The organism is Streptococcus oralis ATCC 35037 (genome assembly GCF_900637025.1).
In the GTDB taxonomy this organism is placed as follows: domain Bacteria; phylum Bacillota; class Bacilli; order Lactobacillales; family Streptococcaceae; genus Streptococcus; species Streptococcus oralis.
The window spans coordinates 656160-676788 of the sequence record NZ_LR134336.1 but is presented as its reverse complement, the minus strand read 5'-3'; the positions used below and the strand labels follow the sequence as shown (position 1 = coordinate 676788).

21 protein-coding genes and 1 tRNA gene are annotated in these 20629 nt (G+C 41.7%); 7 read left to right on the top strand and 15 right to left on the bottom strand.

The annotated features are described in order from the left end of the window. Positions 1–9: 9 nt before the first annotated feature. The 6 genes from EL140_RS03380 to EL140_RS03355 all read right to left on the bottom strand — a co-directional run bounded on the left by EL140_RS03380 (position 10) and on the right by EL140_RS03355 (position 2111). Positions 10–81: transfer RNA gene (locus EL140_RS03380), tRNA-Arg, on the bottom strand. Positions 82–123: 42 nt separating this feature from the next. Then, a complete protein-coding gene (gene rplS, locus EL140_RS03375; RefSeq protein ID WP_001068666.1) occupies positions 124–471 on the bottom strand; it encodes a 50S ribosomal protein L19 in 348 nt (115 codons plus the stop codon). 118 nt (positions 472–589) lie between these two features. Beyond that, positions 590–919, bottom strand: a complete 330-nt coding sequence (gene crcB, locus EL140_RS03370; RefSeq protein ID WP_000261958.1) for a fluoride efflux transporter CrcB — start codon at positions 917–919, stop codon at positions 590–592. Continuing rightward, a complete protein-coding gene (crcB, locus tag EL140_RS03365) occupies positions 913–1287 on the bottom strand; it encodes a fluoride efflux transporter CrcB (protein WP_000712089.1) in 375 nt (124 codons plus the stop codon). The genes crcB (EL140_RS03370) and crcB (EL140_RS03365) overlap by 7 nt, the downstream gene beginning before the upstream one ends. Next, complete coding sequence (locus EL140_RS03360; protein ID WP_000362437.1) at positions 1284–1550, bottom strand: chorismate mutase; 267 nt, start codon at positions 1548–1550, stop codon at positions 1284–1286. Before EL140_RS03360 ends, crcB (EL140_RS03365) begins: the two co-directional genes overlap by 4 nt. A gap of 117 nt (positions 1551–1667) precedes the next feature. Beyond that, a complete protein-coding gene (locus EL140_RS03355; protein ID WP_001162125.1) occupies positions 1668–2111 on the bottom strand; it encodes a flavodoxin in 444 nt (147 codons plus the stop codon). A gap of 103 nt (positions 2112–2214) precedes the next feature. Between EL140_RS03355 and EL140_RS03350 the strand changes: the two genes are divergently transcribed. From EL140_RS03350 to EL140_RS03340, 3 genes are all read left to right on the top strand, one after another. Then, positions 2215–3159, top strand: a complete 945-nt coding sequence (locus EL140_RS03350; RefSeq protein WP_000401789.1) for a DHH family phosphoesterase — start codon at positions 2215–2217, stop codon at positions 3157–3159. A 107-nt stretch (positions 3160–3266) separates the two neighbouring features. Continuing rightward, on the top strand, positions 3267–4136 hold the full coding sequence (locus tag EL140_RS03345; RefSeq protein WP_000414501.1) for a Bax inhibitor 1 family protein: 870 nt from the start codon (positions 3267–3269) through the stop codon (positions 4134–4136). 163 nt (positions 4137–4299) lie between these two features. After that, the gene (locus tag EL140_RS03340) at positions 4300–4542 is read left to right on the top strand and encodes a type B 50S ribosomal protein L31 (protein ID WP_000710762.1); all 243 of its coding nucleotides are present in this window, start codon (positions 4300–4302) and stop codon (positions 4540–4542) included. A 117-nt stretch (positions 4543–4659) separates the two neighbouring features. Here EL140_RS03340 and EL140_RS03335 read toward each other — a convergent pair whose 3' ends face one another. From EL140_RS03335 to EL140_RS03305, 7 genes are all read right to left on the bottom strand, one after another. Then, positions 4660–5994 carry an Nramp family divalent metal transporter gene (locus tag EL140_RS03335; RefSeq protein ID WP_000094602.1) on the bottom strand — a complete coding sequence of 445 codons (1335 nt, stop codon included), beginning with the start codon at positions 5992–5994 and terminating at the stop codon, positions 4660–4662. 544 nt (positions 5995–6538) lie between these two features. After that, entirely contained in the window at positions 6539–9715 is a 3177-nt protein-coding gene (carB, locus tag EL140_RS03330; protein ID WP_002874435.1) for a carbamoyl-phosphate synthase large subunit, read from the bottom strand. A gap of 448 nt (positions 9716–10163) precedes the next feature. Then, positions 10164–11243: a carbamoyl phosphate synthase small subunit gene (locus EL140_RS03325; protein ID WP_000166849.1), complete on the bottom strand. Its 1080-nt coding sequence runs from the start codon at positions 11241–11243 to the stop codon at positions 10164–10166. Positions 11244–11277: 34 nt separating this feature from the next. Next, on the bottom strand, positions 11278–12216 hold the full coding sequence (locus tag EL140_RS03320) for an aspartate carbamoyltransferase catalytic subunit (RefSeq protein WP_001293855.1): 939 nt from the start codon (positions 12214–12216) through the stop codon (positions 11278–11280). Positions 12217–12234: 18 nt separating this feature from the next. Next, entirely contained in the window at positions 12235–12756 is a 522-nt protein-coding gene (pyrR, locus tag EL140_RS03315; RefSeq protein WP_000850018.1) for a bifunctional pyr operon transcriptional regulator/uracil phosphoribosyltransferase PyrR, read from the bottom strand. A 211-nt stretch (positions 12757–12967) separates the two neighbouring features. After that, positions 12968–13597 (bottom strand): endonuclease III, encoded by a 630-nt coding sequence (nth, locus tag EL140_RS03310; RefSeq protein ID WP_000244430.1) that lies wholly within the window; start codon positions 13595–13597, stop codon positions 12968–12970. Next, complete coding sequence (locus EL140_RS03305; protein WP_000773198.1) at positions 13598–14140, bottom strand: YceD family protein; 543 nt, start codon at positions 14138–14140, stop codon at positions 13598–13600. Positions 14141–14307: 167 nt separating this feature from the next. Between EL140_RS03305 and EL140_RS03300 the strand changes: the two genes are divergently transcribed. Both EL140_RS03300 and EL140_RS03295 read left to right on the top strand, forming a co-directional pair. Further along, positions 14308–14637: a hypothetical protein gene (locus EL140_RS03300; RefSeq protein WP_000389555.1), complete on the top strand. Its 330-nt coding sequence runs from the start codon at positions 14308–14310 to the stop codon at positions 14635–14637. Between the two features lie 339 nt (positions 14638–14976). Next, positions 14977–16536, top strand: coding sequence for an ATP-binding cassette domain-containing protein (locus EL140_RS03295; protein WP_002874429.1), 1560 nt, complete (start codon positions 14977–14979; stop codon positions 16534–16536). A 44-nt stretch (positions 16537–16580) separates the two neighbouring features. Here EL140_RS03295 and htpX read toward each other — a convergent pair whose 3' ends face one another. Both htpX and EL140_RS03285 read right to left on the bottom strand, forming a co-directional pair. Then, complete coding sequence (gene htpX / locus EL140_RS03290) at positions 16581–17480, bottom strand: zinc metalloprotease HtpX (RefSeq protein ID WP_000895754.1); 900 nt, start codon at positions 17478–17480, stop codon at positions 16581–16583. Position 17481: 1 nt separating this feature from the next. Continuing rightward, entirely contained in the window at positions 17482–18042 is a 561-nt protein-coding gene (locus tag EL140_RS03285; protein ID WP_000219838.1) for a LemA family protein, read from the bottom strand. Positions 18043–18135: 93 nt separating this feature from the next. On the opposite strand from EL140_RS03285, the gene rsmG reads away from it, so the two are divergent. Then, positions 18136–18849 (top strand): 16S rRNA (guanine(527)-N(7))-methyltransferase RsmG, encoded by a 714-nt coding sequence (rsmG, locus tag EL140_RS03280; protein WP_000801946.1) that lies wholly within the window; start codon positions 18136–18138, stop codon positions 18847–18849. 471 nt (positions 18850–19320) lie between these two features. Next, complete coding sequence (locus tag EL140_RS03275) at positions 19321–20604, top strand: uracil-xanthine permease family protein (protein ID WP_000808282.1); 1284 nt, start codon at positions 19321–19323, stop codon at positions 20602–20604. The last annotated feature ends 25 nt before the right edge of the window (positions 20605–20629 follow it).

Here is a 20629-nt window from a genome sequence, read left to right as displayed (position 1 = left end):
ATAGTTTACTGCCCCCTGCAGGAATCGAACCTGCAACTACTCCTTAGGAGGGAGTTGTTATATCCATTGAACTAAGGGAGCTAGAGAAAAACCCTGCTGGATGAGCAGAGTTTTTTAGTCGAATTAACGACGGATTTCTTTGATACGAGCTGCTTTACCTTGAAGAGCACGCAAGTAGTACAATTTCGCACGACGTACTTTACCGTAACGAACAACTTCGATCTTTTCAACACGTGGAGTGTGGATTGGGAAGATACGCTCAACACCTACACCGTTAGAGATTTTACGAACTGTGTAGTTTTCTGAGATGCCAGCACCTTTACGTGCGATAACAACACCTTCAAAAATCTGGATACGTTCACGGTTACCTTCGACAACTTTCGCGTGTACACGAACTGTGTCACCAGGACGGAATGATGGGATATCTGTACGAAGTTGAGCTTCAGTCAAGCTTTGGATTAATGGATTCATTTTATTCTCCTATCTTTGTCAATCTTGAGGAACCTTCCTCAGCGGATAAACTGTATTTTTGTGCGTCCATTACACACAAGATACAGTTTACCAAATTTCCACCTAAAAGTAAAGAAATTTATAGCAGAATTCCTAAAAAAATCGCTAGAAAACCGCCTATGTAAGTTAAGAGAAAATAGCTATAAAACACCTTCTTGTCACTGAATAGTCTCTGCAGCTCGTCATTCAAGGTTGAAAAGGTCGTCAACCCACCACAAAAACCTGTCGCTAAGATAGCATAGATTTCCTTGGATTCCACATAATTGTAGAATAGGCCAATCAAAAAACATCCTAGAAGATTGGCAATGAGAGTTCCTAGAGGTAATTTTGAAGCTTGATTATATCGGGAAAAGAAATAACGCACCAGGGCTCCGAACCCGCAAGCGATTGCAAGATAAACGACTACCATTTCTTCCTCCCTAGAACACAAGCCAAGAGTAGACCTCCACCAATGCTCAAAAATAAGTAGATGCCTAAACTAAGATAACGCCCAGTATCAAGCAGTTTCACGGCATCAAGCATTAGACTAGAAAAGGTTGTTAAACCTCCGCAAAAACCCGTCCCCAACGCCAAAATCAAGCCTTTACTAGTTCCCTTATAGACCAGATAGCCTTTCACCAGATAGACCAAGCAGAAAATGCCCAGATAGTTGACAAGAAGGGTCCCCCAAGGAAAGTCTGGGCTAGCTGGTAACCAAGTGGAAATGAGATAGCGGACAAGGCCTCCCAACATGGCAGCCAGAAAAATTCCGAGCGGATAGAATTGTTCTTTTTTCATTTAATGTTTTGATCCTGATAATCACGCGAACGTTTGAGAATGTCTGAAAAAGTCGCAACAATGGTCTCCTGATAGCGCTTATCTTCTACTCGATTTTTGACTTTTTCAAAAATAATTTCTTCTCTCTTAGTATCTAAAATAGGTTTTCCTGAGGCTTTCTTATAGGCAACTACTCCCTCAACCAAATGCATCCGTTCTTCTAGGAGCTTAACGATTTGGTCGTCGATTTGATCAATTTCTTGCCGAATAATATCTAAATCCATGGCATCTCCTCCTTTATTTGAATTATTGTATCAAAAACCCTCTAAATAGGCTAGTAAAATCCCAAAAAAACTAATAAAAAAACGCACTGACTTCTTCCAGTCAGCGCAGTTTGATTCTTATCCTACTTTTGCAGCCAATTCTTCTGCGAATTGTTCCAAGCGTTCGATGTCTTCTTCCTCAGCAGAAAGATCTACTTTAACGCACTCTGAACCTTTTTCTGCTCCTGTCGCTACAAAAACACGATCAAAGTCATCAACAGCCTTACAGAATTCGTCGTAGAAGGTATCACCTGATCCAACAACCCCGTAGATTTTGCCATTCAAGTTGAGATCTGCTAGGTCTTCGTAAAAGTCCATCATCTCATCTGGCAATTCTCCGTCTCCATAAGTATAAGTCGCAACGATCGCGATGTCCGCCTCCAAGAAGTCTGAAGCGTCAACAGTTGTACATTCATCCACATCGACATCCAAGCCCAAGTCACGCAATTTGTCTGCTACAATATCTGCAATTTCTTCGGTATTACCGGTCATACTGGCAAATACAATTTTTGCTAATGCCATATCGTCCTCCTCAATTTATCTTTCTCCATTATATCATATCTTTTTCATTTTAAAAATAAAAATTCTTGTGCTACAATGAAATGAGAAAGAATTGAGGTTATTTATGGAAATTTGCCAGCAAATATTAGAGAAAATCAAAGAATACGATACCATTATCATTCACCGTCATATGAAACCAGATCCTGATGCCTTAGGGAGTCAGGTAGGTTTGAAAGCTCTTCTCACACACCATTTCCCAGAAAAGACCATCAAAGCAGTCGGTTATAACGAACCAACTCTAACCTGGATGGCGGAAATGGATACTGTCCCAGACAGTGACTACCAAGGAGCTCTTGCTATTATTTGTGATACAGCGAATCGTCCTCGTATCGATGATAAACGCTACGAACAAGCTGCTTTTACCATCAAAATCGATCATCATCCAAATGATGATATCTATGGTGACCTATCATGGGTGGATACAAGTTCAAGCAGTGCCAGTGAGATGATTACATTATTTGCTCAAGAAAATCAGCTAGCTTTGTCTAGTGAAGCGGCACGACTTCTCTATGCAGGAATTGTCGGAGACACAGGGCGTTTTCTCTACCCGTCAACTAGTGCCCGTACCTTTAGAATAGCTGGCCAGCTCCGAGAAATTGATTTTGACTTTGCTGGATTGTCTCGTCAAATGGATACCATGAGCTTCAAGATTGCAAAATTGCAAGGGTATGTTTATGATCACTTAGAAGTTGATGAGAATGGGGCTGCACGCGTTCTGCTTACTCAAGACATCCTGAAAGAATATAAGGTTACGGATGCTGAAACAGCGGCAATTGTCGGAGCACCTGGTCGAATCGATACCGTTAAGGCTTGGGCTATCTTTGTTGAACAAACTGATGGCCACTTCCGCGTGCGAATGCGCAGTAAAATCACTCCTATCAATGAAATTGCCAAACGACATGACGGTGGAGGGCATCCATTAGCCAGTGGCGCTAATTCCTATAGTCTAGAAGAAAACGAACAAATATACCAAGAGCTGAAAGAAGTTCTACAGATTCACCAAGGCTAAGAAAGAATTTTCTTGGCCTTTTATATGCTATATTCTTAAAATATACGGTTTCTTTGTACCTCAGTTTATGGTATAATAAATCAAACTGAATAAAAGGAGACTTAATAATGGAAAAAAATCGTTTGTATATTCTCATTTCTGCTGGAGTAGCCATCCTTGGTTCACTCTTGCCTTGGGCTAGTTTAAATGCAGGTTCTTTTGGGTCTTATAGCGTGAATGGTTACCAAGGAGATGGGTGGTTTGTCATTATCGCTGCTATTGTATCTATTGTTCTTGCGTGCTTGAATAATATGAATAAAGAAATGCCTAAAGGGTTCTCAATTGGTGTCATTGTTGCAGGTGCAATTGCAACTCTCGTCACACTAAATAGTCTCTTTAATGTAAATAAATACATGTCTAACTTTGGTGGATATGGCATTTCAATCGGCTTTGGTTTGATTTTAGCTATTCTTGCTAGCATTGCACTAGTTGTAACTGGTCTCTTGGCAATGTCAGGTGGTAAAATTACCAAAGAATCATTTACTGAATTAGCTGAGTCTGGTAAAGATTTTGCTCAAACTGTCGGACGTGTAACAAGCTCTACCGTTAAAACTGCAGTCGAAGAAATCAAAAAAGAATCTCAAGAACGTAAAAAAGAAGAAACTACAGCTGATAAAACAGAGACAGCTAAAGAGGAAACCGAGCAAAAAGAAGAATCTAAGGAACCAGCTAATGTGGAAGCTGAATCAGCAGCAGAAAATGCAGAACCAGTAAAAGAAGAAACTACTGAATCTGAATCTGAAACAAAAACAGAAGCTGAGCCAGTAGCCGAACCAACTGAAACAGAGGCTGAAGCTGAAACTGTAACAGAATCAACAGAAACAGAACCTACTGAAACTGAAAAAGAGGCTAAATCAGCAGAAGAAAACGCAGAACCAGTAAAAGAAACAGAAGTAAAAAATCAACAAGAAGAAAAAGCTCCAAATCAAGAGAACTAATCATTCTTCTACCCTCACTCCAGTAAACACTGGAGTGATTTTTTATCAAGATTTTTAATAAAATCAGGGAAAAGACTTGCCAAACTTATCAGAATCTGATAGACTAGTATAGTAACAATCTATGGCTCGCAAAGAGACCATGGCAGAAAGGAAATATTGCAAAATGAAAAAAGATATCCATCCAGAATATCGCCCAGTTGTCTTCATGGACACAACTACTGGTTACAAATTCCTTAGCGGTTCAACAAAACGCTCTAACGAAACTGTTGAGTTCGAAGGCGAAACTTACCCATTGATCCGTGTGGAAATTTCATCAGACTCACACCCATTCTACACTGGACGTCAAAAGTTCACTCAAGCAGATGGACGCGTGGATCGTTTCAACAAAAAATACGGTCTCAAATAATGATAAAAAAGAACAGTTACCACTGTTCTTTTTTTGTACTTCTTTTTATGAACCAATCACTACTACTTTCTATGTTGTCAACCTTCACGCTGACACTATAATTGATTTCAAACGAGGTTAAAAAATATCAAAAAGAAGCTTGATATTGAGAATGGTCAAGATGATTGAAACTGCGTAACCTAGGATTGTATTCCACTTGGCATTGGTGAATTCTCCCATCAGTGACTTCTTAGAGGTCAGATAAATTAAGGGGAAGATTGAAAACGGAAGAGCGATTGACAGAAAGACCTGTGAATAGACCAATAACTGATCCAAAGTTTTTTCTTGATGTCCAAACAAAACGGCTACAATAATCACAGGAAGCAAGGCAAAAATACGGGTACCGATACGAATAATCCACTGAGGCAATTTCAGATGCAAGAAACCTTCCATGACAATCTGTCCTGTTAAAGTACCTGTAATGGTCGAATTTTGTCCACTTGCTAAGAGGGCTAGGGCAAATAAAGTTGACAGAGTTGAGCTGGCTATCGCTCCTGCTATTGTCGAATCCTGTAAAGCATTGTACATTTGAGAAAAAGCTGAAATTTCAGATGCATGACCAAAAAAGAGAGATGCCCCTAAAATAAGAAGCAAGGAATTGACAATAAAGGCTAGGGACAACTGAAGATTTGAATCCCAGGTCATAAAACGCACGGCTTTTCGAACATCCTTCTTATCTTTGTGATTGATTTTCCTTGTTTGGGATAGGGATGAATGAAGATAGAGATTATGGGGCATGACTGTCGCTCCCACAATTCCTAGAGCCAAGGTCAATTGGCTTTCATGACCTGGTAACGGTGTTTCAAATAAAGTTGAAGTCGGTAAATAACCACCAAAAATACCCTGAATACTTGGATTGGATAAAGCTACCAGATAGGTAAAGATGGCTAATATGGTTAAAATAAAGGTCGTAACAATGGCTTCAATTTTTTTGAAGCCAAATTTCATCAATAAAAGTAACAAAAATACATCTAAAACGGTTAAGAGGATAGCGACCATAATCGGTATTTTAAATAAAAGATTTAAGGCAATTGCTGAGCCTAAAACCTCGGCTAAGTCTGTCGCCATTAAAGCTAATTCTAAAATCACCCATAAACTATAGCGAAGCCACTTGGGAGCATGATGTGCTGTTGCCTGTGCAAGGTCCATCCTAGACACGATACCGAGCTTTCCAGCCATCTGTTGTAACTGCATGGCAATGATGGATGAAATTAAAATAACAAATAAAAGACTATATTTGTAGGAAGCACCACCAACCACACTGGTAATCCAGTTTCCTGGATCCATGTAGCCAACTGCCACAAGGGCTCCAGGTCCTAAGAATGCTTTTAGATTTTGCCAGAAATGATTGTTATTGGGAGTTTCAATAGATTGGTTGATCTCAGAAAGTGACACTTTTTTATGAGAAGACATAGATACTTACCTCTTTCTAAACCTACTTTTTCATTATTTTCTATTAGAGAAAAATAAGATTGACTTTAAACTATTAAAACAATGAAAACTATATGAAAAACATTTAGTTTTTTTTTCATTATTTTTCTTAAGGCACCTTAATATTTTTCTTAAGGCACCTTAATTATAACACAAAAAATGAAAACTATATGAAAAACATTTAGTTTTTTCATTATTTTTCTTAAGGCACCTTAATATTTTTCTTAAGGCGCCTTAATTATAACACAAAAAATGAAAACTATATGAAAAACATTTAGTTTTTTCATTATTTTTCTTAAGGCACCTTAATTATAAAAAATATGATAAAAACTTAAGAAAATTCAACAAAATTTTAGGGAAAGTCAGAATAAGTCTACTCATTAACGATAATGATAAATCTATTGATAAACTTTGACATTTAATAGTGAACTGTAACTATTATTTCTAACTCGATTTCTCTATAAAAGATGAAAAACCAGCGTCTTTTGACGCTGGATAAAAGCTACTTAGATCATTTAACAAGAAACTAAATTGCTTCTGTAACGAAGCTACGGCTTTCAAGTACCTTAAGCATAGCATCCGCTGTATCTAGGGCTGTAAAGAGTGGTACACCATGTTCGATAGCTGAACGGCGGATTTGTTCACCATCTTCATCAGCAGTTCGCTTAGTACCAACTGTGTTGATGATAGCTTGGATTTTCCCTTTACGAACATAGCTTGGGATATCATGTTCATCATCACCAATCTTACCAACGAGTTGAGCCTTCAAGCCATGACCTTCAAAGAAAGCTGCTGTTCCTTGAGTCGCAAGGATACCATAACCAATATTTTGGAAACGACGAGCCAAATCCAAAGCTTCTTCCTTGGCATCATCTGCGATAGTAAAGACAACATTTCCAAAGGTTGGCAAGTGAAGATAAGAAGCTTCAAAGGCCTTGTAGAGAGCTTTTTCAAGAGTCGTATCAGAACCCATAACCTCCCCTGTTGACTTCATTTCAGGACCAAGCAAGCTATCTACTTTCGCTAGCTTGGTAAATGAGAAGACTGGTGCTTTAATATGAACACGACTACTTTCTGGGTAAAGTCCATCTTGGTAACCAAGTTCTTCAAGACTTTGACCAAGAATTAACTTAGTTGCAACCTGAGCCATCGGGATATTGGTTACTTTTGATAGGAATGGAACAGTACGGCTGGCACGTGGATTGACCTCAATAACGTAGACTTTCTCATCCTTGATGACAAACTGAATGTTCATCATACCAAGACAGTTAAGGCCGATTGCTAGGCGTTTTGTGTAGTCTGCGATAGTTTCCTGAACCTTTTGAGACAAGGTTTGTGGAGGATAAACGGCCATTGAGTCACCTGAGTGGACACCGGCACGTTCGATGTGCTCCATGATACCAGGGATGAGGACATTTTTTCCGTCTGAAATAGCATCGACTTCGCACTCTTGCCCAACGATATAAGAATCGACAAGAACTGGGTGGTCTGGACTAGCCTTAACAGCAGTTCTCATGTAAGAACGAAGGTCTTCTTCGTTTTCAACAATTTCCATAGCACGTCCACCTAAAACATAAGATGGGCGAACGAGGACTGGGAAGCCAATCTTGCGAGCTGCAAGCACTGCTTCTTCTTCATTGGTAGCCGTTTGTCCTGGTGGCTGTGGAATATCCAAGTCTTTAAGAGCTTGCTCGAAGAGGTCACGGTCTTCAGCTCGATCTAGGTCAGCGACTTGAGTTCCAAGAATGGTCACACCTGCTTTTGCCAATGGCTCTGCAAGGTTGATAGCTGTTTGACCACCAAACTGAACGATGACGCCTTTTGGTTGCTCAAGGTCAATGACATTCATGACATCTTCGAATGTCAATGGTTCAAAGTAGAGCTTGTCAGATACCGAGAAGTCTGTTGAAACGGTCTCTGGGTTTGAGTTCATGATAATAGCTTCATAACCAGCAGCCTGAATAGCCTTGACTGAGTGAACAGTTGCGTAGTCAAACTCAACCCCTTGTCCGATACGGATTGGACCAGAACCTAGGACTAGTACAGATTCCTTATCAGACTTGATAGATTCATTTTCCCAGCCATAGGTTGAATAGAAATATGGCGTTTCAGAGTCGAACTCTGCCGCACAAGTATCGACCATCTTATAGACTGGAACAATCTGGTTTTCCAAACGTAGTTGGCGAACTTGGTCAGCTGTTATTTTCCATAGTTCAGCAATCTTACGGTCTGAGAAGCCATTTAGTTTAGCTGTTTTCAAAACTTCTAGATCTTGTGGATGGGCACCCAATTCTTGCTCAATTTCAAAGATATGCAAGAGTTTATCCAAATAGAAGATATCAATCTTGGTCAATTCAGAAATTTCTTCTGGTGTGTAACCACGGCGAATAGCTTCTGAAACGTAGAAGAGACGGTCATCTTGGGCTTTCACAACCTTTTCAATCAAAGCATCATCTGAAACCGCTGCAAGCTCAGGCATTTCATTGTGGTGAACGCCAATTTCAAGCGAACGACATGCCTTGAGAAGTGACTCCTCGATGTTACGACCGATCGCCATGACTTCACCAGTTGCTTTCATCTGAGTTCCAAGACGGCGCTCACCTTTTTCAAACTTGTCAAATGGGAAACGTGGAATCTTGGCAACCACGTAGTCAAGTGCTGGTTCAAACATGGCATAGGTTGAACCCGTAACTGGGTTGATGACCTCATCCAAGGTCAAACCGACGGCAATCTTGGCGGCCAATTTGGCAATCGGATAACCCGTCGCCTTAGAAGCAAGGGCTGACGAACGCGATACACGAGGGTTTACTTCGATAACATAGTACTTGAAGCTATGCGGATCAAGGGCCAGCTGAACGTTACACCCCCCTTCAATCTTGAGAGCGCGGATAATGCTCAAGCTCGCGTCACGTAGCATTTGGTTTTCATAGTCAGACATGGTTTGCGCAGGGGCGAATACGATGGAATCCCCTGTGTGAATCCCCACTGGATCAAAGTTTTCCATGTTACAAACAACGAGGGCATTGTCAGCTGAATCGCGCATGACTTCATATTCGATTTCCTTGAAACCTGCGATTGAACGCTCAATCAAACACTGGGTAACAGGTGACAGTTTCAACCCATTTTCAGAAATTTCACGCAATTCTTCTTCGTTGGCACACATACCACCACCAGTACCACCAAGTGTAAAGGCTGGACGAACGATAACAGGGTAGCCGATTGATGCTGCAAAGGCAACAGCTTCTTCCACTGTGTTGACAATTTCAGATTCTGGAATTGGTTGCTCAAGCTCTTCCATCAATTGTTTAAAGAGGTCACGGTCCTCGGCTTGGTCGATGGCAGATAATTTAGTTCCCAGAAGTTCGACACCGAGCTCATCTAAGATACCGTTTTTAGACAATTCCATGGCCATATTGAGTCCTGTCTGGCCACCGAGAGTTGGAAGCAAGGCATCTGGACGTTCCTTACGGAGAATACGTGTCACAAACTCGAGTGTAATCGGTTCAATGTAGACCTTGTCCGCAATCTCCTTGTCCGTCATGATGGTTGCAGGATTTGAGTTCACCAAGACAACCTCATAGCCTTCCTCTTTCAAAGACAAGCAGGCCTGGGTCCCAGCATAGTCAAACTCAGCAGCCTGACCAATAATAATCGGACCAGAACCAATCACCATAATTTTTTGAATATCAGTACGTTTAGGCATTTATAAGATATTAAGGGCGTCAAGCGGACAAAGCTAAAATAGGGGTTATGACGAAGAACTGTCAGTTCTAGGAATAGTTATCTTTTTAGCACCGTCCGTAGCCCGTATTCAGTTCAGCAAATACGGACCACCCTTCTCCTTTCTATTTGGCAACTCTCGGGTTGCCATTAAATAAATTCTCCGACGATTTTTTAGAGAAACGATATTTTTCGATAAAAAATCTAGTGCAGGGAGTTTTTAGTTCGCCCAATAGCGACTAAAAGAAACGACCTGCCTTTCTATTCGTCGCCTCACAGAGCGACATTAAATAAGATACAAAGGACGAATAGAAAGCGATTGAATTTTAGGAAACCAAGGAAGGATTGACAATCCAGGTTGGTTTCTCTAAATTCCGAGCTTTCCGTTCGTGTTCAGTTACATAAATTCTCTAACGAGCTTTTACTCGTTCTTAGTTTGTTTGTTTAAAAGCTTCCATCATCTCGATAAACTCGTCAAATAGGTAGCTTGCGTCGTGTGGACCGGGAGCTGCATCTGGGTGGAATTGCACGGAAAAACCTGGTTGGTATCTGTGACGTACACCTTCAACTGATTTGTCATTGATTTCTTCGTGAGTAATGATCAAATGCTCTGGCAAGTCCTCACGGCTGACTGCATAACCATGGTTTTGGCTGGTAAAGTCTACACGTCCTGTTGCAATCTCACGTACCGCGTGGTTAAATCCACGGTGACCAAATTTCATCTTGTAGGTCTTAGCCCCGTTTGCCATAGCAAAGAGTTGGTGTCCCATACAAATACCGAAAATTGGAATTTTCCCTTGCACACCACGAATCATGTCCAGTGCTTCTGGAACGTCTTCTGGGTTTCCTGGACCATTTGACAACATAACTCCATCAGGATTGAGGTGGAGAATTTCTTCTGCCGTTGTTGAATAAGGAACAACCGTCACGTTACAGTTACGCTTAGAAAGTTCACGTAGGATTGAGTGCTTGAGACCAAAGTCCACTAACACCACACTCAAACCAACTCCAGGAGCTGGATAGGAAGTTTTAGTAGAAACCTGCTTGATATTGTCTGTCGGCAAGACTGTTGCTTGGAGCTGATCCGTCACATGGTCCATGCTGTCCCCAACGTGAGTCAAGGTTGCACGCATGGTACCATGCTTACGGATAATCTTGGTAAGTGCACGCGTATCAATCCCTGAAATACCCGGAATTTTCTTAGCTTTCAAAAATTCATCCAGCGTCATTTGGTTGCGCCAGTTGCTAGCTCGACGCGCCTCTTCGAAAACGACAACTCCCTTACAAGTTGGAATGATGGATTCGTAATCATCACGGTTGATTCCATAATTTCCCACCAAAGGATAAGTGAAGGTCAAGATTTGTCCATTATAAGACTGGTCTGTAATGGATTCTTGATAGCCGGTCATCCCTGTGTTAAAGACGATTTCGCCTGTTACATCAATATCTGCTCCGAAGGCCTTGCCTTCAAAAACTGTGCCATCTTCTAATACTAGAAGTCTTTTTGTCATATTTTCACCTCTCGTGGACGCTCACTGGCGTCTTTTAACGTCTTGTGTTTTCATTGGCGTTTCTACTCGCCAATACGGATTCTAAGATTGCCATTCGAACAAAGACACCGTTGGTCATTTGTTGGACAATGCGTGATTTTGGCGCTTCAACCAAGTGGTCAGCAATTTCCACATCTCGATTAACTGGAGCAGGATGCATAATAATGGCTTCTTCTTTTAAGCGATTATAGCGCTCTTGGTTCAAACCGTGTTGAGCATGGTAGTCTTCTTTTGAAAAGACCGCTCCACTTCCATGGCGTTCATGTTGAACGCGGAGCAACATCAAAACATCCACATGATCAACAATCTCATCAATAGTTACAAACTGTCCATAGTCCGCAAATTCTTGACTTCTCCATTCCTCAGGTCCTGCAAAGTATAGTTCAGCTCCCAAGCGTTTCAAAATCTGCATATTGGACTTGGCAACACGTGAGTGGTCCAAGTCGCCTGCAATAGCAACCTTGAGACCCTCAAAGTGCCCAAATTCCTCATAAATGGTCATCAAATCAAGCAAGCTCTGGCTAGGATGTTGACCTGAGCCATCCCCACCATTGATAATGGAAGTCGTAATCGACGGACTCGCAATCAACTCTCTGTAATAGTCAACCTCTGGGTGGCGAATCACACAGACATCCACTCCTAGAGCAGATAGGGTCAAGATGGTATCATACAGTGTCTCACCCTTATTGACTGAGCTAGTCTTCACATCAAAGTCCAATCGCTCGAGCCCTAGCTTAATCTCTGCCACTTCAAAGGACTTATGTGTCCGTGTAGAATCTTCAAAGAAGAGATTCGATACGATAGGTTTGTTCTCGTAGGGAAGTTGGGCTCCGTTTTTAAACTCGATTCCTCGTTTGATCAATTTCATCACTTGATCGACAGTGAGGTCTTCCATGGAAACCACATGATTCAATGCTTGTTGATTTTCTGACATGGCTACTCCTTCAGCTTTCTAAGCTTCTTCAGTAATCAGAACTCTGTCTTGGCCATCAAGTTCTGTCATCTCTACGATGATTTCTTCAGAACGGCTAGTTGGGATATTTTTCCCAACGTAATCTGGACGGATAGGCAATTCTCTATGTCCACGGTCAACTAGCACCGCAAGACTCACGCGCGCAGGACGACCATGGCCGACAATGTTATCAATAGCGGCGCGGATGGTACGGCCTGTATAGAGTACATCATCCACCAAGATAACTTCACGGTCTGTCACATCAACAGAAATCAAAGAAGTATCTTCTCCGCTTTTAACATCATCACGGAAAGGTTTGGTGTCCAATTCCACAACAGGAACAGTGATGTTTTCCAACTGCTCCAAGCGTTCTTTGATACGATGAGCGATGAAAACACCTCGCGTTTTTATCCCAGCTAGGATAATTTTATTCAAATCCTTATTGCGCTCAATAATCTCATAAGTAATTCGCGTAATCGCTCGTTTGACAGTCAATTCGTCTACAACTTCTTTTGTCTTCATGACAAACCTCCAAAAAGAAAAGTCTCCTTCTACAAGGAGACTTGAAATGTATAGCCAAGCGAGCCCTACTGTAAACAGTATAGACTTCACCCTTCTACTTTATCGCGCTCCTTGCCTGCCTCACGGGACAGGTTTAAAGGACTATTTAGTTATCATTTACTATAGCACAAAGCACCCTTAAAATCAAGCAAAAACTTTTTTCAGAGTCCCCTTAAACATTGCTAAAATCATATAATTGAGGATAGTGATCACATTCTGGATTTTTTGGATGACAGATAGCCCGTCCAAAGTATATCATGGCTTGGTGGGCTGCCAACCATTTCTCTGGTGGCAGAATGTCCATGACACGTTTTTCTACTTCGAGGGGTGTAGCCGATTTCTTGACAATATCATGATGCTTGCAGATACGCTCAACATGAGTGTCCACTGCAAAGGCTGGAATCCCAAAGCCAACACTCATGACGACATTTGCTGTTTTGCGACCAACACCTGCTAGGCTTTCTAATTCCTCGCGAGTCTGAGGTACTTGGCCGTCAAAATCGTCTAATAGTTGTTGGGCACATTTTTTAAGGAATTTAGCCTTATTTCGATACAGTCCCAGACGAGAAATGTGTGAAGCAATTTCACTTTCAGTTGCGACAGACATGGCTTGAGGCGTTGGAAAAGCAGCAAAGAGACCTGGTGTAGCCTTGTTGACTGCAGCATCTGTCGTCTGGGCTGACAACATCACTGCAACCAAGAGTTCAAAATGATTGCGAAAATCTAGACTTGGTTTGGCATCTGGAAAAAGGGCAATAATTTCCTCAATGACATGACGGGCACGTTTCTTGGATAAAACCATCTACTCGTCTCCATCAAACAGTCCTTGCAAGCCAGCAAATGGACTGTTTTCTTCTTTCTTGACTGCTTGTTGAGCTTGATATTCGTCTTCAGTCATGATTTGCCAGTCATTTCCAGACACAAAACCTTGGCCCGCTTCTTCTTCTGCCGTCAAGATCTTGATTGGGATATTGAGCAAGATATTATCTGCTACGCTCTCAGCAAGGTCGATTTCCCCATTTTCGATAGACAAGACCAAGTCATCATCAAGAACTTCCTGGTCCAGTTGGTTGGTCGCTCCTTCCATGAAGACCTCTGTGACTGGATAAGACTCAGCCAACTCAACTGGTTCCATACTACGACTGGAAGCAAGAACAATGGTATATGACAACTGATAGTCTAAGAAATACAGACGGTCTTCGTACTGCACCTTCCCCACTGCAAGGATATCTTTGACATCTAAAATTTCTTGATTTCGTTTACGCAAGTCTGATGCCAGGTCTAAAGCTTGTTCAAAATGCAGGCCTTCAGGTTGCTTACGAATTTCTTGAATATTTAACTTCATATTTCCTCCATAAAGATGTACTCACTTGATTATACCATGAAAAGGCTATAAGTCAGCCTCCCAAACTTTGATATTAAAATCTCATTTTTAACATATTTACTATGACATATTTTCTGTTTAGTGCTATACTATAGGCAAGAATACATCAGAGCAAGGAGGATGCTCATATGGAAGACAAAGCACTCATCACTGAAGCTTACCAACTGCTTTCCGAGTTAAATCAAAGTTTCCAAAATTGCAAACAAGGTACAGCCGATGATTTCCGTCTACAAGAACTGCTGAACAGCACTCTTAAGGAACTTAAAAAAGCGGAAAAGCTTGACAATAGTATCTTAATCGACCTTGAGAAATTTTACCAACGTACCAGTCTACTTATTGGACTAGGTAGCCTAAAACTAAACGACCCAGCACGCACCGCTTGGCGCAACTATGACAAGTTCCATTACGAGCACGTCAAACACGTACTGACTCTTTATGGACCTGTTTTTGGATTTTAGAGTTTAGAATTTTGGATTTTCTATTGACAAAATTTTCTTAAAGGTATAGGATAGAGGTACTAATACTCGGAGGTAAGGAAGACATGAACAACTAAGTCTATCAAATAAAGAACTTTATTTAGTAGATCTTGTTTTTGTCTCTTTTTGCATGCTCTTTTTGTACTAGATTTTCTAGTACTTTATCCTCTTTGAAAATCCAAAAAACTAGAAAGCTAACCATCTGCTCCTCTTGACTTGGATAGGGTTAGACTGACCTAGATTGATGGGATTTTTGACATGGATAATGGCATTTTTTTACAGTGACTTTGGGCTCTACTAGATAAAGTAGAGCTTTTTGTTATGCACTATGGACATTCTAGAAAGGGCGACAATATGATAAAAATCAATCATCTAACTATCACGCAAAACAAAGATCTGCGAGACCTTGTATCTGACTTAAGCATGACTATCCAAGACGGGGAAAAGGTTGCTATTATTGGTGAAGAAGGAAATGGTAAATCAACTTTGCTGCGAGCTTTAATGGGGGAAGCATTGCCTGATTTCACTATCAAGGGCGACATCCAGTCTGACCTTCAGTCACTGGCCTACATTCCTCAAAAGTTACCTGAGGAGCTAAAAAATAGAACTCTACACGATTACTTCTTTTTAGATTCCGCTGATTTAGACTACAGTATTCTCTATCGCTTGGCTGAGGAGTTGCACTTTGATAGCGACCGTTTTGCTAGCGACCAAGAAATTGGTAGCCTCTCGGGGGGCGAAGCTTTGAAAATTCAGCTCAGTCACGAGTTAGCAAAACCTTTTGAGATTCTATTTTTAGATGAACCTTCAAATGACCTAGACCTTGAGACGGTTGATTGGCTAAAAGGTCAGATTCGAAAGACTAGGCAAACTGTTATTTTCATTTCCCATGATGAAGACTTTCTCTCTCAAACGGCTGATACTATTGTCCACTTGCGATTAGTCAAGCATCGGAAAGAAGCGGAAACGCTAGTCGAGCATTTAGACTATGATCGCTATAGTGAGCAGAGAAAGGCTAATTTTGCAAGACAAAGCCAGCAAGCTGCTAACGACCAGAGAGCCTATGACAAAACCATGGAAAAGCATCGCCGAGTCAAGCAAAATGTAGAAACTGCACTTCGAGCTACCAAAGACAGTACTGCCGGTCGCCTATTGGCTAAAAAGATGAAAACTGTTCTCTCTCAAGAAAAACGCTTTGAAAAGGAAGCTCAGTCCATGATACAAAAGCCACTTGAAGAGGAACAAATCCAACTTTTCTTCTCAGATATCCAACCATTACCAGCTTCTAAAGTCTTAATCCAACTGGAAAAAGAAAATTTGTCCATTGGCGAGCGTATTTTAGCTCAGGAGTTACGACTAACGGTCCGTGGCCAAGATAAAATCGGTATCATCGGGCCAAATGGTGTTGGAAAATCAACTCTGTTAGCCAAGTTGCAACAGCTGCTCAGCGCCAAAAGAGAGATTTCGCTTGGTTTTATGCCACAAGATTACCATAAAAAACTGCAATTGGATTTATCTCCAGTAGCCTACCTCAGCCACACTGGACAAAAAGAAGAACTACAGAAAATCCAATCTCACCTAGCCAGTCTCAATTTCAGCTATCCAGAGATGCACCACCAAATCCGCTCCCTATCTGGCGGGCAACAAGGTAAACTCCTACTTTTGGATTTAGTGTTGCGCAAACCAAACTTTCTCCTTCTGGATGAGCCTACACGAAATTTTTCTCCCACTTCTCAACCTGAAATCAGAAAACTCTTTACCTCCTATCCCGGCGGTCTGATCACTGTTTCGCATGACAGACGCTTCTTAAAAGAGGTCTGTACGAGTATCTATCATTTGACAGAAAAAGGATTAGAAGTAGTTGATTTACAAGATTTATAAATGTTGAACATAGCAAAAATCCAGAGAGACTTCTCTGGATTTTTTTACATGTGTTTCAAGCGTTCGATTCGTTCTGAGATGGGTGGGTGGGTATAAAAGAGTTTTTGTAGTCCCCCACCTTTCTTGGGATCATTAATATAAAGAGCGCTGCTGGCATCGTCAACATGGTGATGCATCGGCTCGCTATTGTCCAATTTACGCAAGGCATTGATCATCCCTTGAGGATTGCGAGTCAGCTCTACACTAGATGCATCCGCCAGAAATTCCCTCTGACGGGAAATAGCCAGTTGCACCAAGGTTGCTGCGAGAGGTGCTAGAACAATGGCTAAGAGAGAGATGATAAGCATGATAATCTCTAGACCATTTCCATCACGATCATTATCGCTCCGTCTGCGACCCGCGCCACCCCACCACATCATCCGTCCTGCCATACTAGACAGAAGGGTAATGGCACTGGCAAGGGCAACAGCAATGGTCGAAATACGGATATCGTAGTTTCGGATATGACTGACCTCATGCCCCATAACAGCTTCCAGTTCCTCGCGATTCATGATAGCCAGAAGGCCCGAAGTGGCTGCGACAGCTGCATTCTGCGGGTTTGAACCTGTTGCAAAGGCATTTAAAGAAGAATCCTCAATAATGAAAACACGCGGCATGGGAATCTGAGCGACCATGGCCATATCTTCTACTACATGGTAGAGGTCTGGGGCTGTTTGCTCATCAACCTCACGCGCCCCATTCATAGACATGACAATCTCTGTCGATTGAAAGATCATGGTCAGAGCGTAGATAAGGCCGATAATCAAGGCAATAATCATGCCCCCAAGACCTGAGCGCATGAAGAGATAGCCAACCGCATAACCAACCAAGGCCAAGAGTAGGAAGAAAACCAGCAACAAAATCCAAGTTTTTCGTTTATTGCTCGCAATTTGATCAAACAACATCTTAGTCACCTAAACCGCTAAAGTCAACTTTAGGAACTGCCTTTTCCTCTTCAGGTGTTTGAAGGAAGTCTGCAGCTTTAAAGCCAAATAGCCCTGCGATGATGTTACTTGGGAAGCTTTCAAGTTTTACATTGTAGTTGCTGACAACACTGTTGTAGAGTTGGCGTGAATATGAAATTTTATTTTCTGTATTGGTCAACTCTTCTTGCAATTTGATAAAATTAGCACTAGCTTTCAAGTCTGGGTAATTCTCTGCTACTGCAAAGATACCAGAAATCTGGCGGGTAAGGGCATCACTGGCCTTCATAGCTTCTGCCGGTGAAGTTGCTGCGGCTACTTGTCTACGAAGTTCTGTCACTTTTTCCAAGGTAGAACCTTCATATTTCGCATAGCCTTTGACTGTTTCAATCAAGTTTGGGAGGAGATCATTACGACGCTTCAACTGAACATCTATCTGGCTCCAAGCCTCCTTGGTCTGCATACGATTTTTAACCAAACCGTTATAGCTAACAATCACAAAAATAACAATCAGAGCCAAAACTCCAAGAATAATCCAAGTCATAATCTTATTCCTTTCTGCTTTTAGATTACTACCAGTATATCAAAATTTTAACGAATATGGTAAAATAAGATGATACTAGAGAAGGAAACTACTATGAAACCAGAAACATTTTACAGCCTACTAGCTGAGCATAATCTTCCACTTTCGGACCAGCAAAAGAACCAATTTGAACGGTATTTTGAACTCTTGGTCGAGTGGAATGAAAAGATTAACCTGACCGCTATTACAGATAAAGAGGAAGTTTATCTCAAACATTTTTATGATTCGATTGCACCTATTCTGCAAGGCTTGATTTCAAATGAAACTATCAAACTTCTTGATATCGGAGCGGGGGCAGGATTTCCTAGTCTACCCATGAAAATCCTCTATCCTCAGTTAGATGTGACCATCATTGATTCGCTCAATAAGCGCATCAACTTCCTTCAGCTTTTGGCTCAAGAGCTGGATTTGGAAGGTGTTCACTTCTACCATGGACGGGCAGAAGACTTTGCCCAAGACAAGAACTTCCGTGCCCAATTTGATGTGGTGACGGCTCGTGCGGTTGCCCGCATGCAGGTTTTGTCTGAGCTGACTATTCCCTATCTTAAAGTCGGCGGAAAACTATTGGCACTCAAGGCCAGCAATGCTCCTGAGGAATTGCTAGAAGCCAAGAACGCTCTCAACCTCCTCTTCAGCAAGGTCGAAGACAATCTCAGCTACGCTCTACCAAATGGAGATCCGCGCTACATCACTGTGGTCAAAAAGAAAAAGGAGACGCCTAACAAGTACCCAAGAAAGGCTGGCATGCCCAATAAACGCCCGCTTTAAACAATGGTGCACCCTTGTTTAAAGTTCAGAAAACCATTTACAAAATCAACTTCGCTCTCACATTTCTAGGCTCGGGAAAAAAATGATTTACAAAATCATACCTCGCTCTCGCATTTCCGGGCTCGGGAAAAAATGATTTACAAAATCATACCTCGCTCTCGCATTTCCGGGCTCGGGAAAAAATGATTTACAAAATCAAACCTCGCTTTCGCATTTCTAGGCTCGGGAAAAATTCGTTTACAAAACGGACCTCGCTCTCGCATTTCCGAGCTCGGGAAAAAATGATTTACAAAATCATTTTTTTCTGCTATACTATCACAAGCAAAGGTTTTTAATGTCATCCTGTGAGGTGACGAAGGCGCAGATTTATATAAATTTTTAAAAGATAGCTATTTTTTAAAAAGTCTTACTCTGAGGGCCTATTGCTGCAAAATAATGGGCTCTTTTTTGGTGCCCAAAAGTGAGGTTTTTATGAAACAGGAATCAACTGTTGACTTGTTACTAGACGTTGATCAACGTCCTTCTGCTGGTAAAGGTATTCTTCTCAGCTTCCAGCACGTATTTGCCATGTTTGGTGCAACCATTCTCGTTCCCTTAATTTTGGGAATGCCCGTGTCGGTTGCTCTCTTTGCTTCCGGTATTGGAACACTTATCTACATGATTTCTACTGGTTTTAAGGTTCCAGTTTACCTAGGTTCTTCATTCGCCTTTATCACGGCTATGTCTCTAGCCATGAAAGAAATGGGGGGCGATGTATCTGCTGCTCAAACTGGAGTTATCCTGACTGGTTTAGTTTATGTTCTTGTAGCAGCAAGTGTTCGTTTTGCAGGTACGAAATGGATTGACAAACTCTTGCCCCCAATCATTATCGGACCTATGATTATCGTTATCGGTCTTGGTCTTGCTGGTTCTGCTGTAACGAATGCTGGACTTGTAGCAGACGGAAACTGGAAAAACGCCCTTGTAGCCGTTGTTACATTCTTGATTGCCGCCTTTATCAATACAAAAGGAAAAGGTTTCCTTCGTATCATTCCTTTCCTCTTTGCCATCATCGGTGGGTACATCTTCGCTATGATGCTTGGTTTGGTTGACTTTACCCCAGTCCTTCAAGCCAATTGGTTTGAAATTCCTGGTTTCTACTTGCCATTTAGTACAGGTGGAGCCTTTAAAGAGTACAACTTGTACTTCGGTCCTGAAACAATCGCCATCTTACCAATCGCTATTGTAACCATTTCAGAACACATCGGAGACCACACAGTTTTAAGCCAAATCTGTGGCCGTCAATTCCTAAAAGAACCAGGACTTCACCGTACGCTTCTCGGTGACGGTATCGCGACATCTGTATCTGCTTTCCTAGGTGGACCAGCTAATACGACTTACGGAGAAAATACAGGAGTTATCGGGATGACTCGTATCGCTTCTGTCTCTGTTATCCGTAACGCGGCCTTCATCGCCATTGCTCTTAGCTTCCTAGGTAAATTCACTGCCTTGATTTCAACCATTCCAAATGCTGTGCTTGGTGGCATGTCCATCCTTCTCTACGGAGTTATCGCCAGCAACGGTCTAAAAGTTTTGATTAAAGAGCGCGTTGACTTCAGTCAAATGCGTAACCTCATCATCGCAAGTGCCATGTTGGTACTTGGACTCGGTGGAGCCATCCTCAAACTTGGGCCAGTTACGCTTTCAGGTACTGCTTTATCAGCCATGACAGGAATCATCCTGAACTTGATTTTGCCACACGAAAATAAAGACTAATCATCTCTACACACAAAATCCACTC